Annotated in this window: 17 protein-coding genes and 1 riboswitch; of the genes, 8 read left to right on the top strand and 9 right to left on the bottom strand. The window is 39.8% G+C overall.

Going from position 1 to position 18,594, the window contains the following annotated elements; all coding sequences use genetic code 11:
• Positions 1–14: 14 nt before the first annotated feature.
• The 4 genes from BUA96_RS09585 to BUA96_RS09570 all read right to left on the bottom strand — a co-directional run bounded on the left by BUA96_RS09585 (position 15) and on the right by BUA96_RS09570 (position 4,501).
• On the bottom strand, positions 15–1,352 hold the full coding sequence (locus tag BUA96_RS09585; protein ID WP_072982576.1) for a DNA recombination protein RmuC: 1,338 nt from the start codon (positions 1,350–1,352) through the stop codon (positions 15–17).
• Positions 1,353–1,541: 189 nt separating this feature from the next.
• On the bottom strand, positions 1,542–2,330 hold the full coding sequence (locus BUA96_RS09580) for an ABC transporter ATP-binding protein (protein ID WP_072982574.1): 789 nt from the start codon (positions 2,328–2,330) through the stop codon (positions 1,542–1,544).
• 4 nt (positions 2,331–2,334) lie between these two features.
• On the bottom strand, positions 2,335–3,363 hold the full coding sequence (locus tag BUA96_RS09575) for a FecCD family ABC transporter permease (RefSeq protein WP_072982573.1): 1,029 nt from the start codon (positions 3,361–3,363) through the stop codon (positions 2,335–2,337).
• A complete protein-coding gene (locus BUA96_RS09570) occupies positions 3,356–4,501 on the bottom strand; it encodes an ABC transporter substrate-binding protein (RefSeq protein WP_233430629.1) in 1,146 nt (381 codons plus the stop codon). Before BUA96_RS09570 ends, BUA96_RS09575 begins: the two co-directional genes overlap by 8 nt.
• A gap of 94 nt (positions 4,502–4,595) precedes the next feature.
• A riboswitch (cobalamin riboswitch) is annotated at positions 4,596–4,841 on the top strand.
• Positions 4,842–4,871: 30 nt separating this feature from the next.
• Between BUA96_RS09570 and BUA96_RS09565 the strand changes: the two genes are divergently transcribed.
• Together BUA96_RS09565 and BUA96_RS09560 are read left to right on the top strand one after the other, a co-directional pair.
• Positions 4,872–6,710 (top strand): TonB-dependent receptor plug domain-containing protein, encoded by a 1,839-nt coding sequence (locus BUA96_RS09565; protein WP_072982571.1) that lies wholly within the window; start codon positions 4,872–4,874, stop codon positions 6,708–6,710.
• A gap of 11 nt (positions 6,711–6,721) precedes the next feature.
• Complete coding sequence (locus BUA96_RS09560) at positions 6,722–7,786, top strand: YncE family protein (RefSeq protein ID WP_072982569.1); 1,065 nt, start codon at positions 6,722–6,724, stop codon at positions 7,784–7,786.
• A 78-nt stretch (positions 7,787–7,864) separates the two neighbouring features.
• On the opposite strand, the gene BUA96_RS09555 is transcribed toward BUA96_RS09560, so the two are convergent.
• Together BUA96_RS09555 and BUA96_RS09550 are read right to left on the bottom strand one after the other, a co-directional pair.
• Positions 7,865–9,361, bottom strand: a complete 1,497-nt coding sequence (locus BUA96_RS09555) for a S41 family peptidase (protein ID WP_072982568.1) — start codon at positions 9,359–9,361, stop codon at positions 7,865–7,867.
• Between the two features lie 39 nt (positions 9,362–9,400).
• Positions 9,401–10,876 (bottom strand): S41 family peptidase, encoded by a 1,476-nt coding sequence (locus BUA96_RS09550; protein ID WP_072982566.1) that lies wholly within the window; start codon positions 10,874–10,876, stop codon positions 9,401–9,403.
• Positions 10,877–10,987: 111 nt separating this feature from the next.
• On the opposite strand from BUA96_RS09550, the gene BUA96_RS09545 reads away from it, so the two are divergent.
• The 6 genes from BUA96_RS09545 to BUA96_RS09520 all read left to right on the top strand — a co-directional run bounded on the left by BUA96_RS09545 (position 10,988) and on the right by BUA96_RS09520 (position 16,436).
• Entirely contained in the window at positions 10,988–11,497 is a 510-nt protein-coding gene (locus tag BUA96_RS09545) for an RNA polymerase sigma factor (protein WP_072982565.1), read from the top strand.
• Complete coding sequence (locus BUA96_RS09540) at positions 11,484–11,921, top strand: hypothetical protein (RefSeq protein WP_072982563.1); 438 nt, start codon at positions 11,484–11,486, stop codon at positions 11,919–11,921. Before BUA96_RS09545 ends, BUA96_RS09540 begins: the two co-directional genes overlap by 14 nt.
• Before the next feature lie 16 nt (positions 11,922–11,937).
• Positions 11,938–12,462, top strand: coding sequence for a DUF4252 domain-containing protein (locus tag BUA96_RS09535; RefSeq protein WP_072982877.1), 525 nt, complete (start codon positions 11,938–11,940; stop codon positions 12,460–12,462).
• Between the two features lies 1 nt (position 12,463).
• Positions 12,464–13,000, top strand: coding sequence for a DUF4252 domain-containing protein (locus BUA96_RS09530; protein ID WP_072982562.1), 537 nt, complete (start codon positions 12,464–12,466; stop codon positions 12,998–13,000).
• Positions 13,001–13,135: 135 nt separating this feature from the next.
• Positions 13,136–15,232, top strand: coding sequence for a phosphate acetyltransferase (pta, locus tag BUA96_RS09525; RefSeq protein WP_072982560.1), 2,097 nt, complete (start codon positions 13,136–13,138; stop codon positions 15,230–15,232).
• A 22-nt stretch (positions 15,233–15,254) separates the two neighbouring features.
• A complete protein-coding gene (locus BUA96_RS09520) occupies positions 15,255–16,436 on the top strand; it encodes an acetate/propionate family kinase (RefSeq protein ID WP_072982558.1) in 1,182 nt (393 codons plus the stop codon).
• 18 nt (positions 16,437–16,454) lie between these two features.
• Here BUA96_RS09520 and BUA96_RS17290 read toward each other — a convergent pair whose 3' ends face one another.
• The 3 genes from BUA96_RS17290 to BUA96_RS09510 form a co-directional block, all read right to left on the bottom strand.
• Positions 16,455–16,619 carry a hypothetical protein gene (locus BUA96_RS17290; protein WP_164916924.1) on the bottom strand — a complete coding sequence of 55 codons (165 nt, stop codon included), beginning with the start codon at positions 16,617–16,619 and terminating at the stop codon, positions 16,455–16,457.
• Positions 16,619–17,959 carry an adenylosuccinate lyase gene (gene purB, locus BUA96_RS09515; RefSeq protein WP_072982557.1) on the bottom strand — a complete coding sequence of 447 codons (1,341 nt, stop codon included), beginning with the start codon at positions 17,957–17,959 and terminating at the stop codon, positions 16,619–16,621. Before purB ends, BUA96_RS17290 begins: the two co-directional genes overlap by 1 nt.
• 88 nt (positions 17,960–18,047) lie before the next feature.
• Positions 18,048–18,593 (bottom strand): hypothetical protein, encoded by a 546-nt coding sequence (locus BUA96_RS09510; RefSeq protein WP_072982555.1) that lies wholly within the window; start codon positions 18,591–18,593, stop codon positions 18,048–18,050.
• Position 18,594: the final 1 nt, after the last annotated feature.

Here is an 18,594-nt window from a genome sequence, read left to right as displayed (position 1 = left end):
GCTAGCCTTCAAATTTAGTCATTAGCTTTTGCAGTAGCATCGTCTTCTTCAGCAGACTTTAATAATTTTTGATCGAGTTGCTTGCTTGTGATCGCGCCTAATTTTCTTAATTTCTCAACGCGATTGATCAGATTCCCCTTACCGGTAAGTTTAACCATGCTTCGGTCGTAAGTGTTGCGTACCGTATCTAGTTGCAGTCCTATTTTAGTCAATTCTTCGGTAAGCAGGGTAAATGAATCATAAAGCCGTCCCGCGTGGGTTGCGATCTCAATTGCATTTTTCTTCTGCCGGTCATTTTGCCATAAATTTTCAACCAGGCGTAATGCAGCCAGAAGGGTAGAAGGCGTCACAATAATTACATTTTTATTAAAAGCCTCTTCATACAACTGCGGGTGATGCGCCGAGGCCAGTGCAAATGCGGGCTCAATGGGGATGAACATAAAAACCGTATCCGGACTTTCTTCAAGCAGCTGTTGATAATTTTTAGCGCTTAATGTAGCAACGTGCTGTTTGACAGAAGCGATGTGCTGTTTGAGGTAAACTGCTTTCTGAGTTTCTTCAGTTTCTGAAACGTAGCGCTCAAAGGCCGTTAAAGACACTTTACTGTCTATTATCATTTTTTTGCCATCGGGAAGGTGAATCAACACATCGGTTTGCAAGCGTTTTCCTTGTTCATCAAGATGACTGTCCTGTATGGTATATTCTCTGTTTTTCTCAAGTCCCGATTTTTCAAGAATGCGTGTAAGAATCAATTCGCCCCAATTTCCTTGCATTTTTGCATCACCTTTTAAGGCTTTGGTCAGGTTATCTGCATCTTTGCTCATTTGCAGATTGAGCTCTGCCAAGCCTTTAATTTGTTGGCGCAATTCACTGTGTCTTCCCAGACTTTCTTTGTTGGTTTCTTCAACTTTCTTTTCAAAACTTGAAATGCGTTCTTGAAGTGGTTTTAAAAGCGTATCAAGGTTTTCTTTATTCTGAAGGGTGAACTTTGAAGATTTTTCATCAAGTATTTTGTTTGCAATGATCTCAAAATCTTTAGTGAATTTTTCTTGCAGCCGCTCAAGTTCGCTCGTCTTCTCTTTAAACTGATGTTGTAAACTTTCAAAAGCTACATTGCGAGCAGTTAATTCGTTCTGAAAAAACTCTTTATCCTCCTGCAGTTGGTCCTGCTTTTTGAGTAAGTCGGTTCTCGTTTGATCAAAAGTATTCCGCTGATCTTGCAATAAATTGATGCGCTCTTGAAGAATGGCGGTGTTTGTTTTTTGTTTTAAGGAAGCAATAAAATAGCCTAGCACTGTTCCGCCAAGAAGTGCCACAAAAGCTATTATAAGAAAGAGAAAACTTTCAGTCATATTTGAATTGATATAGAGGAAATTAAGCTAGAAAATCAGCATCTAGAAGTTACACTTCCATTTGCTCTTAATATCCAAATATACTATTTGAGCAGGTATTAAGTGATGCCAAAGCACATAATCCTTGAAGCTTGAAATGAACTATAAAGTAATGTTCAAATTGATTTTTTGTGAGCCAAAAAAGATTTTTTACTTTATAAAAAAACGTCGAGAATTCTGATCAAAGCCAATGCTATTGCTTGGGAATAGTTGGTTAAAAACGCCATCAGCAATGAGCTGTTGGGGAGTGTTTTGCTGTGCTTTTTCATTTTGAATTACGATCATTTCATCGCAAAGCGAAAGAACCAATTCTATATCGTGCGTAGTGCACAATACCGTTTTATGGTGCTTATGCGCGATCTCACTCAGCAACGTAAATATAGAGGCTTTATGGTGTAAATCTAGATGTGTTGTAGGTTCGTCAAGCATAATGATGGGAGTATCTTGTGCTAAAGCTCTTGCAATCAAAGCGCGTTGAAATTGCCCATCGCTCAAAGCATAGCAAGGAGTGTGCTGAAGCGCTTCAAGCTGTGTGGACGCAATAGCCTGATCTATATGTGTTTTATCGTGTGCTGAAAGTTTCCCTAGCCAATTGGTATAAGGCTGCCTTCCCAGCGCAACTAATTCTAGAACGCTCAGGTTTTTTGAGATCTGCTGCCCGGTGAGCACAACGCTAATGCACTTTGAACGCGCATCGGGTGAAAGTTTGTTAAGCGGGATATCATTCAAAATTACCGAACCAGAGAATGGTTTTTGTAAACCAGCAAGACTACGCAACAAAGTAGACTTTCCGGAACCATTGATACCAACCAGAGTGGTGAACATACCGGGTTTTAATTGAAGATTGGCCTCTTTGACTATTGGTTTTTCTAATGAGGAAGAGGTATAACCCACTGAAAGCGCTTCGCATTTGAGTAAAACTGATTTAGCTTGTTCCATAGGATTAGAATAATAGTTTTTTCTTCCGTACGAGTAGCCAGATTACAATGGGAGCACCTATAAGCGATGTGATTGCGTTGATAGGAAGTGTAAATTCAAACCACGGCATCTGAGCGATAATGTCGCAAAAAAGCATCAGCACAGCGCCTCCCAAAATACAGGCTGGCATTAAAACCCAATGGTTTGAAGCGGTAAACCACTGCCGAATCAAATGCGGAACAGCAAGACCCACAAACGCGATTGGTCCTACAAAAGCAGTTAAACTTCCGGCTAAAATACTTGTAGCGATCAAAATGATAAACCGGCTTTTTTTTAGGGAAACTCCCAAAGTCTGCGCATAATGGTCTCCTAACAATAAACTATTCAGGCTTTTCGTAATGCTCAGCGCGAGTAAAATGCCAATAACATAGCAAACCGAAAGAATGCCCAAAGCGGGCCACGAAATATCTCCTAAGCTACCAAAGGACCAAAACATATAGCGCTGTAAATCTTCAGCCGGACTAAAATAAGCGAGAATACTTACCACTGCCGATGTAAGGCTGCCAAACATCAGCCCGATGATGAGTAGCGCCATCGCATCGCGCACTCGGGCAGCTACGAGAATCACGATACTCAGTACGGCAAAACTGCCTAAACTCGCCGCGAGAATGGTTCCCCAGCCGTTGGGAGCAAGCATCGCCGTTAGACCCAGAGCACTTCCACCCAAAATAAAAAATGCAACACCAAGACTTGCGCCGCTACTGATCCCCAATACAAACGGGCCGGCAAGTGGATTCTTAAAAAGTGTTTGCATCATCAAACCCGCAACGGCTAGTCCGCTACCGGTCATCACTGCTGCCAAAGCTTTAGGAATACGGTAATCAAGAATGATGTATTTCCAGGCTTCTTTTACGTTCGCTGGATCAAAAAATATATCAAAAATCGCCTCTATAGGAATCTTTACAGAACCTAAGGCAATATTTGCTAAAAACAGCAACAGCACCATTGCGGTTAGCAAAGTAAAGCGGGTGCTATGCTTTTTTTTATTAGTCAAGAGGAAAGAAAAAATGAGGTTTACCGACCTGTTTTAATTCCGGATGAAAAATTCCGATTAAATCTTCTAAAACCCAATCAGGGCGGGAAGGAGCGAGCTCATAATACAGCATTCCGCCGGTAGCACCTTTAGCTTTCGCAAAGCTGTAAATGGTTTTGTTCTTGTATGCATCAAACTGGGTGTACACTTCATTAGCTTCTGCAAGCGCCTCATAACTCGCAAAAGCATTGGGAGCGATCCAGAATGCTGCGGTCTGACTCTTATCTAAAACCGATTCAACACTCAGTGCTGCGCTTCCGGTTCCTTCGGAATCTGCATATAAATACGCAGCATTAGCATCGGCAACCAGTTGGGCGGCCCAGCTGTCGCCTTTGGGTAAATACCAGACATCTTTAAACATTGCTCCACTTAACACAGTGGGTTTATTTTTAGCAACTAATGCTTTTTCTTTAAGATCAGTATAGCGGGTTTCTATATGCTTGAAAATAGAGTCTGCTTCTTTTTCTTTCCCATAAAGTGCAGCAAAAAATTTGATCCATTCCGCTTGGCCTAGCGGTTGGTGCTCCGTCCAATCTCCATTGTAAAGCACAGGGATTCTGGCTCTTTGCAACGAACTTAAAGTTTTATTTTCGCCTTCAACGCCAAAACTTACCACCACATCAGGATCAAGATCAATGGCTTTTTCGGTGTTTATAGATTCGTTTTGGCCTAATTCGGTGATTGCGCCAGAATTAATTAAAGCGCGCGTTTTTTCAGAAGAGATGTAATCGAGATTAGGAAAACCTACCAGAGATTGTTCAACGCCTAAAAGTTCTAAAGCCGGAATATGCGTAGTTGACGTTACCACGATAGATCGAATTGGCACGTGAATCACGGCATCGGCTTGAATGCTGTCTGGAGCTGTCTGACCTTCTTTCAATAATAAATAATTAAAAGTCTTGTCACTTTCAGGCCAGGCATTGGTAACGCTTAGAATTGTATAGGTATTATAGGTTTTAAGTGTGAACCCTTGAGCATATTCAATCGTATTTTGAGACGCAGTCTGAAGTGTTTCAACAGATTTTTCGGTATTCTTTTTACAAGACACTACGTTTAAAAACGCAATGCATATGAATATTGAAAGAAGATTTTTGATCAAAATTTAAAGTTTAAAAGGATCTGGTGTCATTTCTATAAAAATTCAAAAGTAAGATTAATAAAAAAAAGGAATGCAAACTAAGCTATTTGATTAACTTCGCACCACGATTTTTGGTGGCCATTTTCATTGATGAGAATGCCTTAAAAGGGAATCAGGTACGCTAATTTTGAATTGAGAATTCTGAATTCAGAATTAATGGAAGCCTGAGCTGTTCCCGCAACTGTAAGCTTAGTTCTTTTTAGAACGGTAAAGATTGCACTTACACCACTGTCCTTTTTGTGATGGGAAGGTTTAATCTTTATACGCAAGCCAGGAGACCTGCCAGAACGCGTAGTAACAAAAGACTTTCGGGTTAAAGGTCTGGAGCAGTATGAACATAAGAGTTTTCTATTTTTTCTTAGCATTAGGGCTATGCGTTAGTTTTACGTATGGGCAAAACACTGCGTTTACCGCCTTAGATTCTGTCTATATCACAGACCTAAAGCTGAAACATTATTCTACCGGGCGCGCAGTTTTACAATTGTCTGATAGCACTACCCGCCTGAACAGACCGCTGCTGACCAATACGTTAAATTTTAATTCCCCCATCTATTTTAAGGAAAACGGACTAGGGATGGTGTCCTCACCATCTTTTAGAGGAACTACTGCATCTCAGACGGCTGTTATCTGGAATGGGATCAACATCAATTCGCAGTTTAATGGGCAATTAGATTTTAATACGGTAAACAGTGGCGCTTATGATGAGATCGCTGTGCGTGGCGGTGGCGGAAGCGTTGTTTATGGAACGGGAGCAATTGGCGGAAGCGTGCACTTGAATACTAAACTGGAGTTTATAAAACAGCAGGAGCATAATTTGTTTTTGCAGTATGGAAGCTTTAATACTCGTGATGCACGCTATCAATTTAAGTTAGGAACACAAGCTTATAGCTTGAGTATTGCTTTAGCACACAACAGTAGTGATAACGACTACGATTATCCGGATGGCGGGACAAATTTGAATGGAGATTTTCAAAACGCAGCACTTAATGTAGGTTTAGGCTTCAAACTTAGTCGTCAACATAGCCTGCGGTTTTTTAGCGAAGTTTTTGACGGCGAGCGGCATTTTTCGCTGATCAGAGCTTCTGAAACCCGAACTAAATACGATGATCTCAACACGAAGAATTTACTAGAGTGGGAGTATGATTTTTCAAATTTCACGTCCATCGCGCGACTGGCCTATTTAGAAGAATATTATAAGTACTTCGGAAATTTAGATTCTGATAATTTTTCCTTCGGAAAGGCAAAAACCACGATTGCTAAATACGATCTTACCTATGCTTTTTATGAAGGACTCTCGATAAATTCGGTATTGACCAATACGTATACATCAGGAGAAGGGTCAAGCTTAGGTGATAACGATCGCAATATTTTTTCGGCAGCAGTATTAATGAAGCATCAGCTAAAAAATGAGCTGGATTATGAATTGGGTTTTAGAAAAGAAATCACCAATAATTACGAAAGTCCGTTTTTGTTCTCGGTGGCTGCCAGCAAAGCATTTTCAAAGCATTTCAGCCTCAATTTAAGCGGTTCGCGCAATTTTAGGATTCCAACTTATAATGACTTGTACTGGTCAGGCGCAGGGAATGCGGAGTTGCTTCCTGAGAAATCGCTACAAGGTCAGTTAGGGGCGAGCCTCACCATAGCCAATTTTAATCTTGATCTCACGGGTTATTACAATTCGGTTACGGATATGATTCGCTGGTTACCCGGCAGCGATGGCGTTTGGCGTCCTCAAAATGAAGAAGAGGTTAGCATTTATGGTATTGAAAGTATTTTAAATTGGTCGCCAAAATTAGGCAGAAAGCAGCATCTGGAACTCTACGGAACCTATGCCTACACGGTTTCTGAAAACGCGCAAACTGGATATCAACTGATCTATGTGCCCTTTCATAAAGCAACTGCCGGAATCAATTATGACTATAAACGCTTTAATGGCACCGTGCAGGCGATCTATGTAGGAGAGGTGTTTACGCGCAGTGATAATAATAGCCGGTATAATCTGGACGCGTATGCTGTGGCTAATTTTAGCTTAGGATATTCTTTAGGTAAAGAGAAAAATTATGAGTTGGGTACACGCGTAAATAACGTGTTTAATGCCGAATATCAAAGTGTGGTAAACCGCTGGATGCCCGGGCGAAACTTTAATATGTATTTAAATTTAAAACTATAAATCAAGCAACTATGAAAATTAATAAACTAGCACTTTTTGCGCTTTTAGGCGTATTTGTACTGAACTCGTGTTCTAATGATGATGACGCGTCAGAACCACTTCCGGAAGGGGATTACACAGATGGTTTTTTTGTGTTGAATGAGGGAGGAATAGGTACGGTTACCTATATCAGTGATGATCTTAGTACCGTGGAGCAAGACATTTTTGCAAGCGTAAATCCAAATGCAGCTGATTTAGGAGCATATACTCAATCCATATTCTTTGATGATAATGATAGAGCATATATTATCTCTAATGGATCAAATCTAATTACTGTGGTAGATCGTTATACTTTTGAGTTAATTGATGTGATAGATGAAGGTTTAACCGTTCCGAAGTACGGGGTTGTATATAATGGTAAAGCCTATGTAACCAATAATAATACGTTTAATGATTATACTTATGACAATGATAATCCTCCAGCTAGTTATGATGATTTCATTGCGGTAATCAACTTAGAAACATTATCTGTAGAATCAACTATTGAGACAGATAGCTATACCGAACAAATTGAAGAAGAAGATGGACTGATCTATGTAAATGGTTCCTCTTTTGGTTACGGAAATACTATAAATGTGATCAACCCTTCTTCTAACGCTGTTGAAAGAACAATTACTACTGCTTTTGGTGTCAATTCTTTTGATATTGAAGACGGTTCTATTTATGCTCTTTCTAGTAATTCTTATGAAGTGTTTAATAAAGATAATGGAGAGCAACTAAGCGTTTTAGAATTTGCAGATTTGAGCGGAGCATCAAATTTAGTCTTAGAAGATGACCAAGCTTATTTCACCATAGATCGATCTGTTTATGTTATGGAACAAAACAGCATAACTGAGCCTGCTACTGCACTTCTTACCTACAGTTCAACATCTGAATATGGCGCAATGTATGGTTTTGCAGTGGAAGATGGTCGTATATATATCGCTGACGGAGGAGATTTTTCTTCTGATAGCTTTGTTGAAATCTATTCAACAAGTGGAAGTTTATTGAAAAATATAACGGTTGGACTAGGTCCCAACGGTTTCTACTTTAACTAAACATATTAAAGTTTAAAACGCATAAAAAAATCCGCTGAATTCATCAGCGGATTTTTTTTATGCTATATACATCAAACTTTATTTCTTGATTTGAGGTACTTCATTAGCATACATTCTTTGGAATGTAGGCTGGTTCATATCAGTCTCACCTACTAATTCATAAGCAGGACCAGCTTTCCTTTTAGAGCTGGTGTGGCTTCTACCTAGAATTTGATCTAAAGCCAGGCTTAGTAATGGTTCGCTTTCTTCACCTAAAGTACCTAGGTTGGCCAAATCTTCTTCTAACTCAAAATCAGGTACGATTCCCGTTGGAGGACCTACGGTTCCGTTAGCATTAGCATAGGTGTAGATCAAAGGTTGAATTGCGTAATTATGATCTGGATTCACGTTTTGTTTAGTAAAGTTATCTCCATCATAAAGTGTTACAGATGCTTGAAACTTACCAACGGTTGTAGTTCCTATCGTTTTTACGTCAATATAAGGACGAAGACCAATAATCGTTAATTCACTCGCAGAAGCGGTACTTTCGGTTCCTATAACATAAAGTCTGGTAAGGTTTAAGCTGTTAATCGCTTCGCCAGTTCTTATTTGACCATCAAAACGGTCAATTAAGCTTTCAGGACTTTCAGACTCAAAATAAGCTTGAGCCTCTGCATTCCATTGTTGTTTAGTAATTACTTCTCCTTCAAATTGTCCGGTGATCATAGAAGTCAAATCAATGGCACTTGCAACAGAACCACCACCGTTGTAGCGAAGATCTAAAACAAGATCTGTGATTCCATCAGCTTTAAAATCAGCAAAAGCTGCGTTGAGTTCGTCATCATAATCGCCTACATAAGAGTTATACATCAAATACCCAATTTTTTGACCATCAATGTCTAACGTCTTTGCAATTAAAATAGGATTTTCTGAAAAACCTTCTTCTTTAGTAAGTGTAACCGAAGTTCCCGTAGCGCTCACTGTATTATTAGCAATAGTTGCCAAACCTAAAGTATAACTATCTTGAGCAAGTAATGTTTGATAGTTGCTGAGGTTCATTTGTGTACCATCAATTGTTAAGAATAAATCTCCTCTTTTGATTGCTGTAGCCGAAGCATTAGAATTGGGTGCAACATAGCGCACGTAACCAAAAATATCATTGGAGTTTGAAAAGCGAACTAAACTGTATTTAAGTCCATTACTTTTGCTCACTCCGGAAAAACTGTTCTCTAGAGCTACATAATCATCCGTCATAAAACTAAAACGATCTTGCTCTGTAACGAGGTCGTCATAGTAAAAATCTTCAGGAACTGTATTCTCTGCAAGGTACTCTACATAGGTATCTACATCAGTGAAGTAATCATCAGCAAGCTCTGGGATATCTGCCTTGTAGAGATAATAGAGATTCATAGCCAGATACATAAAATCCTGTATGGGGTAGTCTGCACGATCAAGCGTTTCTTCCTCCTGTTCAGGTTCTTCTGGTGTGGGTTCTTCAGTTTCAGGTTCTTCAACCACTTCTGCTACATCATCATCGTTAGAACACGCAGAAATAATCAATACACTTAATAGAAATACAAGAAAGTTCTTTTTCATGTTAAGGGGTTTAAATTAAATTATTGCGGAATATAAGATTTATTTTACATAATTAGGCAGGGCTTCAATATACATACGTTGATAGGTCGCCGTTTGGTTTTTACGCTCTCCAAAAGTTTCAAATACTGTACCAGACTTATTCTTAGAAGCATAGCTTCTTCCTAATATCTGATCAAGCGCCAGGCTCAATAGTGGCTCATCTGCTTCTCCTAGAGTACCCAGATTTGAAATGTCTTCTCGCAACTCAAAATCCGGCGTGATTCCGGCAGGCGGTCCTACTACACCATTCGCATTTGCATATGTATACACTAAAGGTTGAATGGCATAAAAATGGCGTGGGTTCAATGTCTCATCGTTTCTGCGGAAAGTCTCAGAGTCGTAAAGCGTTATCGAAGCCTGAAATTTACCCACGGTGGTGGTACCTACGGTTTGCACGTCAATATAAGGTTGCAATCCTATAATGGTCAACTCACTTGCCGAAGCGGTGCTTCCGGTTCCTATGACAAATAAACGGGACAAGTTAAGACTGTTGATCGCGCTTCCGTCAGAGATAGTGTTGTCAAAACGATCGATTAAAGATTCAGGATCATCAGCTTCAAACGCCGCTTGAATTTCCGGATTCCATTGCTGTTGAGTGATAATTTCGCCATTAAACTGACCCGTGATCATTGAAGTCAAATCAATCGCAGTTTCTACCGAACCTCCACCATTATAACGCAAATCTAAAACTAGATCAGTAACACCATCTGCCTGAAATTGTGCAAAGGCCGCATTAAGATCACTATCAAAATTTCGGCGATAGGCATTATACATCAAATATCCTATTTTGCTACCATTAATGTCTAGTGTTTTGGCGATAAACACTGGGTTTTCGGTGTATTCTTCTTGTACAAGATCAATGGAAACACCCGTAGGTTGCAGGTCTTCGTTGCTGTCAAATTCGGCTAAAGCAATCGTGTAACTGTCAAGATTAAGCAATTCGCGCGATCTGGCACTTAATGAATAGGTACCATCACCATTTGCAGTAGTGGTAAGTCGCTCAGCATTGATGGTGTTAAATAACATTCCGCGGGTTACGCCATTTTGAGATGCCGAAGTGTTGGGCATCACATAACGCACGTAAGCAAAGGCAAAATTAGGATCGTTGCGATCAAGAGCTAGTCCATAATCTATTCCTGAAGTTTTAGTCACTCCGGCAAAACTGTTTTCTAAATCACGATAATCGTCACTTAGAAAACTAAAACGGTCAACATCTGCGACCAGACCGTTGTAAAAAAGATCTTCAGGTCCTGCAAAGCCTGACAAATACGTATTAAGGTCAGCAGTGCTTTCAAAAAAAGTATTGCCTAACTGAGGTATTTCAGGTTTATAGAGGTAATACAACTGCATCCCGTTATAGATAAAATTCTCTATTTCGAGTTCAGCTAGTGGAGCGAGTTCGTCATCGCGGTCCTTACTGCAAGAAGTGAGTATAAGTAGGGTAAGCAATGTAAGCGATAGGGTAATTTTTTTCATTTCAGCAATTTACTAATCAACTCTAAATTTAGCGGTATTATTGTATTTATACTTTTTAATGTAACAAAATTTATAGAGGATCGTCATCCTTGTAATTAACCGCTAGTAAGAATGAATCAAAAAGAGTTTTTAGCACAGGTAACTCCTATTCAGGATCGGCTGTATCGCTTGGCAAAGCGTTTGCTGGTGTCTGAAGATGAAGCGCAAGATGCCACTCAAGAGATTCTTATCAAACTGTGGTCTAACCGTATGAAGATAAAAAAGTTGCGCAGTATTGAAGCTTTTGCGGTAACGATGACTAAAAATTATTGTTACGACAAGCTCAAAGCAAAAAGCAGTAGCAATTTGCAGCTGGTCCACAGCAACTATGAAGATCAGCATTACAATACGGTTAAAACCAGTGAAAATAATGACAGTGTAAATTGGGTACTAGAATTGATGAAAGAATTACCCGAGCAACAACGATTAATATTACATATGCGGGATGTTGAACAATATTCTAATAGTGAAATTGCCAAAGAATTAGATTTAAATGAAACAGCGGTACGTGTTACGCTGTCTAGAGCTCGAAAAACAATACGCGAACAATTGTTAAAAAAACACAACTATGGAATTAAATAAAATAGAACAACTGCTTGAGCTTTACTTTGAGGGGGAAACGACCTTAGAGCAAGAAGCACAGTTGCAGGAGTACTTTACTAGTGATAAAGTGGCTCCGCATCTGGCAGAGTACGTGCCCATCTTTGGGGCTTTTGCCAAAGCTAAAGAGGAGGGCTTTAACCGTACGATAGTACTGCCGGAAACAAAAAGATCTTGGCGCTGGGTGCCTGTGGCCGCAAGTATCATCCTGTGTGTAGGTCTCTTTTTAACCTTTAATCAAAGGCAAGCTTCTGAGCACGATTTGGGTACTTATAAAGATCCTGATGTAGCAGCATTAAAAACAAAACAAGCGCTGTTTATGATGGGTAACTTTATGAATAAAAGCACCGGTCAGCTTGATAAGCTAGACACTTTTGAAGAAACGGCCAATGAAATTAAAAAATAATCAAAATCAAAAAACGATGAATAAATTAGTAATTACCCTAATGTTAGTAGGCTTAAGCTTTAGCACTTATGCCCAAAAGAGCTTTGACAGATTTGAAGATATGAAAGACGTGACCTCATTGGTCATGAATCAAAAGATGTTCAAATTGCTAGGAAAGATGGATCTTGATTCTAACGATCCTGAAATGAAAAATTATATCGATATGGTCAATAGCCTTGAAGATATAAAGTTGTTTTCTACTAAAAATACTAACGCAGCAAAAGCGATGAAAGCAGAATTTAGCTCGTATAAAGCTAGCGAAAAGTTAGAGCAACTTATGAGCGTGAAGGACGATGGTAAGAACGTAAATTTTTACTACAAGCCTGGCAAAAGTGATGACTTTGTAAGCGAATTTTTAATGTTTATTGACGGAGAAACTAATGATGACGATACCGTTCTTATCAAGATCACTGGAAATATAGACCTTAAAGAAATCGGGAAAATTGCCAATAGCATCAACTTTAAGGGAAGCGATGAGTTGAAAAACGTAAAAGTCAATTAAGATGAAATTATTCAAATTTAGTTTGCTGTTTGTAGTTGTTGCGACATTGATGAGCTGCAATAACCAGCAGTCTTTGCAAGAATATTATATAGACAGTAAAGAAAACGACGACTTTATTATGGTTGATCTGCCTACAAGTTTGATCAGTCCTAAGAGTGAAACGCTTTCACCTGAACAAAAAAAGGTGATAGCGTCAGTAAAGAAAATTAATTTGTTGGCATATTCCCTTAAGGATACCGCTTTTTATACTTCGGAAACCGGAAAGGTAAAAGCAATTTTAAAAGGAGATCATTACGATGAGTTGATGAAGCTGGGTAGTACCGAACAACGTATGCGTATTTTTATCAAAGGAGACGAGGACGCAATTGACGAGGTGGTGGTTTTTGCTCAGGATAACAATAAAGGTTTTGTTTTAGCTCGTGTTTTAGGAGATGACATGAACGTAGCAGATATGGTACGCTTCGCAGAAACGATGGATACAAGCAGTGCAGGATTAAACACCGGCCAGTTTGAAGGTATAATGGATGTTTTCAATTAGTGAAAATCCAAAGTAGATTGTAAAAAGAGCTCTAAAGGAGCTCTTTTTTTATTTAGAATTAGTTTAAACAATGACTTAAATCAGGTTCTTCTTTGCTTATGAAATCGTAATTTTACACAAACAATTCTCCTCTCCATGAATAAAGGTATTTATATCGCGACACTCGAACCCAATAGCGGGAAATCTATTATTTCACTGGGTTTGATGCGTACGCTTTTAGGTAAAACTGCAAAGGTGGGTTATTTTAGGCCTATCATTGATGATAGCAAAAGCACGGGTAAAGATAATCACATCAGTACTGTACTTTCTTTTTTTGATATCAAGCTTGATTATGAAGATGCCTATGCGTTTACCAGTAGCCAACTGATCAAAAAACGGAATAAAGGGAAGTCTGGTGAAATTCTTGACACCATTATTACGAAGTATAAAAATCTCGAAGATCGTTTTGATTTTGTGTTGGTAGAGGGTTCAGATTTTACAGGAGAAGGAAGCGTTTTTGAATTTGATACGAATGTTCTTATCGCCAAAAATCTTGGATTGCCGGTCATCCTCGTCGGAAGCGGCGTAAATAAAACCGAAGATGAACTTATGGGCAGTTTGCAGATTGCCTATACTTCTTTTTTAGAGCGTGATGTTTCGGTGTTAGCGGTGGTGGCTAACAAGGTTCAAGAGGAAAATTTAATGGTGGCTAAAAATGGCCTTAGCAACTTTTTGCCGGATTCGGTTGAAGTTTTTGCGATTCCATATACCGAAAAATTAGCGCATCCAACTATTAAAGAGATCGTTGAAGAATTAGATGGTGAAGTTTTATTTGGTGCTGAATTTCTTGATAATCAAACCGGAAATTTCGGTGTGGGAGCGATGCAACTGCGCAACTACTTAACGCATCTTAAGCAAGATAGTCTGGTAATTACGCCCGGAGATCGCGCCGATATTATTCTTGGGGCGCTTCAGGCGAATATTTCTACCAATTATCCGCGTATTTCAGGGATCATCTTAACCGGTGGACTCAAGCCGGAAGAACCTATTTTACAACTTATACAAGGGCTGTCGCAAATTGTTCCGATCGTTTCGGTAAATGACGGAACGTTTTCGGTTACCAACAGGGTCGGGAATATTAAATCTAAGATTTACGCCAGCAGTAAACCAAAGATCGAAACCTCGCTAACGGTGTTTTCTAAAGAAGTTTCTTTTGATAAACTCATAGAGCGTTTGATCAATTTGAAACCTAAGGGAATCACGCCAAGAATGTTTCAATACGGACTGATGAAACGCGCGCGTACGGCTAAAAAACATATCGTGATGCCCGAAGGTACTGATGATCGTATTTTAACCGCGGCCATTCAATTGGTAGAGTTAGATATCGTTCAGATCACGTTGCTTGGCGAAATTGAAAAAGTCAAAGAAAAAGCCGTTCAACTCGGTTTAGTCTTAGACTTAGAGAAAATCACAGTAATCAATCCGGTACAATCTGAACATTTTGATGATTACGTAGAAACTTTTTACGAGCTGCGTAAACATAAAAACGTGAATCGCGATATCGCCCGGGATTGGATGGCTGATGTTTCGTACTACGGTACGATGATGATTTATAAAGGCCACGCCGACGGGATGGTAAGTGGTGCGGCGCATACGACGCAGCATACGATCAGACCAGCGCTTCAGTTCATTAAAACCAAGCCGGGTGTTTCGGTGGTTTCTTCGGTGTTTTTTATGTGTCTTGAGGATCGCGTTTCGGTATTTGGCGATTGTGCGATTAACCCGAATCCTTCGGCTACAGAACTGGCTGAGATCGCTATTTCTTCCGCAGAAAGCAGTCTCGCTTTTGGTATAGAACCTAAAATTGCTATGCTCTCGTATTCTTCCGGTACTTCCGGGAAGGGTGCAGATGTTGATCGCGTACGGGAAGCTACCGAAATTGTAAAAAAAGAACGTCCTGATCTTAAAATCGAAGGGCCTATTCAATATGACGCCGCCGTTGATGCAGCTATTGGGAAAAGCAAATTACCTGATTCTGAAGTTGCGGGGCAGGCAAGCGTTTTGATTTTTCCTGACTTGAATACGGGTAACAATACGTATAAAGCGGTACAGCGAGAAACCGGCGCTTTGGCGATTGGTCCAATGTTGCAAGGGCTCAATAAACCGGTAAATGACTTGAGCCGCGGTTGTACCATTGAAGATGTGTTTAACACTGTGATCATCACTGCTATTCAAGCGCAAGGTTTTAACTAATTTCTCACAAAGAACTTTTTAAATGAATATACTCGTAATCAACTCCGGAAGCTCTTCGATCAAGTTTCAGCTTATTCAAATGCCCGAAACGCACGTCTTGGCTAGTGGAGTAGTTGAGCGCATAGGCATCGAAAACGGAAGCATTTCCTATAAAACCAAAACCGCAGATTTTTCTGAAAAGGTAGATATTAAAGATCACGCTGAAGGACTTCAAAAAGTTGCAAGTCTTTTAATGAGTGCAGAAATCGGAGTTATCAAGAGTGCTGATGAAGTGGATGCGGTGGGGCATCGCGTGGTACACGGTGGAAAGCAGTTTACCAAAACCATAAAAGTGAACGATGAGGTTAAAGCTAACATCAAGCGCTTATTTTCACTGGCACCTTTACATAACCCGGCGAATTTAACCGGTATTGAAGTCGCAGAGCATTTATTTAGTAAAGCGCCGCAAGTCTGCGTTTTTGATACTGCATTTTTTGAGAGTATTCCACAGAAGGCGTATCAATATGCGATTCCGCAACATTTGATGGAAGAATCACGCATTCGCGCTTACGGTTTTCACGGAACAAGTCACAAGTATGTGAGTAATAGAGCCCTTGAATATCTTGATAATCCGTACGCTAAGCTGATCACCATTCATTTAGGAAATGGTTGTAGTATGACCGCGATCAAAGACGGTAAGGCCATTGATACCTCGTTGGGTTTTGGCCCCGCAAACGGACTCATTATGGGTACACGGGCCGGAGATATTGATCAAAGTGTGGTGTTCTTTATGCAAGAACACTTAGGCTATTCTGTCAAAGAAGTCAGCGATTTGCTTAACAAAAAAAGTGGAATGCTAGGTCTTACAGGCCATAGCGATTTGCGTGATATTGAGGCTGCAGCAGCTTCTGGAGATCGTACTTGTGCGCTTGCTTTAGATATGAACGCGTATCGAATCAAAAAATACATCGGTGCGTATGCGGCTGCTTTAAATAGTCTGGATGCTATAGTATTCACCGCCGGAATAGGAGAGAATAGTAGTACGATACGCAGCAAAGCTTGTAAGGAGATGGATTATTTAGGAATTGCTTTAGATGAAAGTTTAAATGGCCAGCGTTCTAAAAATTTACGCGAAATTCAGGCTGAAGCATCTAAAGTGAAAGTACTGGTAATCCCCACAAATGAAGAATTAGAGATCGCCAATCAAGTATATGATTTGATCTAAATAAAAACGAGACGCAGCTTATTTGCGTCTCGTTTTTATTAAGTTGATGATCAAAATCAGAAAAATAAGCGCTAAAACTATAAGCACCGGTGTTTTTGTAAGTATTCCGGTGAGTCCTGCGATGAGTATTCCTGCGTAAAGCAGTACTACCAGAACTAGATTTAGCGAAAATTTATACTGCATTAAATACCGGTATAATTAGCCGGAGTAATCGCTTTTAACTCGTCTTTAATTGCGCTACTCACCTCTAAAGTTTCTATAAAAGCATGCATAGAATTCTGGGTAATCGCCTCATTGGTACGTGTAAGTCCTTTTAGAGCCTCATATGGATTTGCGTATCCTTCTCTACGTAAAATAGTCTGAATCGCTTCAGCAACCACCGCCCAATTATCTTCAAGATCTTCAGCAAACTTACTTTCGTTAAGCAATAATTTGTTCAAGCCTTTTAAGGTGCTTTGTAAACCTATCAAAGTATGCCCGTAAGGCACGCCAATATTTCTTAAAACCGTACTATCTGTAAGATCTCGTTGTAATCTTGATATAGGAAGTTTTGCCGAAAGATGTTCTAAGATCGCATTAGCGATTCCTAAGTTTCCTTCGCTATTTTCAAAATCAATAGGATTCACTTTATGCGGCATCGCCGAAGAACCTACTTCACCTTTTTTAATCTTCTGCTTAAAATATTCCATAGAAATATATTGCCAGAAATCGCGGTTTAGGTCAATCAGAATCGTATTTATACGCTTTACCGAATCAAACAAAGCCGCCATATGATCGTAATGCTCAATTTGTGTAGTAGGGAAGGAGTGATGCAACTTTAGTGTCCCGTTTACAAAAGAATGTCCAAAAGCTTTCCAGTCAATTTGCGGATACGCCACGTGGTGCGCGTTGTAGTTTCCGGTTGCGCCACCAAATTTTGCAGCACTTGGTACTGCTTTTAAAAGTTTTATTTGCTCCTCAAGACGCACGATGAATACCTGAATTTCCTTGCCTAAACGGGTAGGAGAAGCTGGCTGCCCGTGGGTACGCGCAAGCATAGAAATACCATCCCACTCATCTGCAAGTTGTTTTAGATGATCTACAACCTCTAAAAGCTGCGGAAGGTAAACGTGATTAGTGGCGTCTTTTAAACTCAGCGGTATAGCCGTATTATTGATATCCTGAGAGGTCAGACCAAAATGAATAAACTCTTTAGATTCGTTAAGCCCTAAGGCATCAAATTTTTCTTTGATAAAATACTCTACGGCCTTTACATCATGGTTGGTAACGCCTTCAATTTCTTTTACTTTAAGCGCATCTTCGGTAGTGAAGTCTTCATAGATCGCACGCAGTTTAGGATACGTTTCTTTAGGAAATTCGCTAAGTTGTGGCAGCGAAATTTCGCAAAGCGCGATAAAATATTCTATTTCAACTTTTATGCGGTACTTTATAAGCGCTTTTTCTGAAAAGTATGCGGAGAGCGCTTCGGTTTTACTGGCATATCTACCATCTATAGGTGATACGGCTTCTAAAGATAAAGACATAATTGCTTTTTGGTTAAAAGCGCAAATATACACAGCTCATTGCTAGCAACAAACGAGAAACTACAAGAATGTAGCCAGAACGCAGCAGCTAGAGTAGCGCCAGGATTTTTGAAGCTCTCGATTTAAAAGCAGCAGTACTGTTTTCAAATTGAAGCGTTAATTGGGCGTTGAGCTCCGGTTTTATCCAAGGTTCGATGTCCACCAAATTATAAATGCTTTGCATCGCAAAAACCTTGACAGCGACTTTTTCGTCGTTTATTAGCCAATCAAAGCATCGGGTAATCAGTTGCTGTTGCTCTTTTTTGTTTAATGCTATAGAATTGTTTTTTGTGTGAGCAGTGGTTAAAAGTTCGCAGCTTTTAGCCAAGATTCTCGAAACCGTTGCGATGGTATTGCGGTCAAGGACCTCAAGAAACTCCTTTAAATAAGGCTTAAGCAAAGTAATATCTTTTCTGAGGGCGATGTCCAGACCATAAGCGGCGTTAGTGGCTATAAGCGGATCTTGTTGTTGAATCAGTTTTAGCGAAAACTCTATGTAGCTGGGATTGTTGAGTATTTTGTTTCCTAAAGCTTCACGCTCTTTCAGTCGAGCAGAAATCAATGCAACTTCATCTTTCCATTGTGTTTCGGTCATA

The organism is Leeuwenhoekiella palythoae (genome assembly GCF_900130045.1).
Taxonomy (GTDB): domain Bacteria; phylum Bacteroidota; class Bacteroidia; order Flavobacteriales; family Flavobacteriaceae; genus Leeuwenhoekiella; species Leeuwenhoekiella palythoae.
This window is presented reverse-complemented; position numbering and strand designations above follow the sequence as displayed.

What these genes read in the sequence shown, in the direction of transcription:
- BUA96_RS09585 (WP_072982576.1), bottom strand. Translation starts at nt 1,352, where the DNA reads ATGACTGAAAGTTTTCTCTTTCTTATAATAGCTTTTGTGGCACTTCTT.
- BUA96_RS09580 (WP_072982574.1), bottom strand. Translation starts at nt 2,330, where the DNA reads ATGGAACAAGCTAAATCAGTTTTACTCAAATGCGAAGCGCTTTCAGTG.
- BUA96_RS09565 (WP_072982571.1), top strand. Translation starts at nt 4,872, where the DNA reads ATGAACATAAGAGTTTTCTATTTTTTCTTAGCATTAGGGCTATGCGTT.
- BUA96_RS09560 (WP_072982569.1), top strand. Translation starts at nt 6,722, where the DNA reads ATGAAAATTAATAAACTAGCACTTTTTGCGCTTTTAGGCGTATTTGTA.
- BUA96_RS09555 (WP_072982568.1), bottom strand. Translation starts at nt 9,361, where the DNA reads ATGAAAAAGAACTTTCTTGTATTTCTATTAAGTGTATTGATTATTTCT.
- BUA96_RS09550 (WP_072982566.1), bottom strand. Translation starts at nt 10,876, where the DNA reads ATGAAAAAAATTACCCTATCGCTTACATTGCTTACCCTACTTATACTC.
- BUA96_RS09545 (WP_072982565.1), top strand. Translation starts at nt 10,988, where the DNA reads ATGAATCAAAAAGAGTTTTTAGCACAGGTAACTCCTATTCAGGATCGG.
- BUA96_RS09540 (WP_072982563.1), top strand. Translation starts at nt 11,484, where the DNA reads ATGGAATTAAATAAAATAGAACAACTGCTTGAGCTTTACTTTGAGGGG.
- BUA96_RS09535 (WP_072982877.1), top strand. Translation starts at nt 11,938, where the DNA reads ATGAATAAATTAGTAATTACCCTAATGTTAGTAGGCTTAAGCTTTAGC.
- BUA96_RS09530 (WP_072982562.1), top strand. Translation starts at nt 12,464, where the DNA reads ATGAAATTATTCAAATTTAGTTTGCTGTTTGTAGTTGTTGCGACATTG.
- pta (WP_072982560.1), top strand. Translation starts at nt 13,136, where the DNA reads ATGAATAAAGGTATTTATATCGCGACACTCGAACCCAATAGCGGGAAA.
- BUA96_RS09520 (WP_072982558.1), top strand. Translation starts at nt 15,255, where the DNA reads ATGAATATACTCGTAATCAACTCCGGAAGCTCTTCGATCAAGTTTCAG.
- BUA96_RS17290 (WP_164916924.1), bottom strand. Translation starts at nt 16,619, where the DNA reads ATGCAGTATAAATTTTCGCTAAATCTAGTTCTGGTAGTACTGCTTTAC.
- purB (WP_072982557.1), bottom strand. Translation starts at nt 17,959, where the DNA reads ATGTCTTTATCTTTAGAAGCCGTATCACCTATAGATGGTAGATATGCC.
- BUA96_RS09510 (WP_072982555.1), bottom strand. Translation starts at nt 18,593, where the DNA reads ATGACCGAAACACAATGGAAAGATGAAGTTGCATTGATTTCTGCTCGA.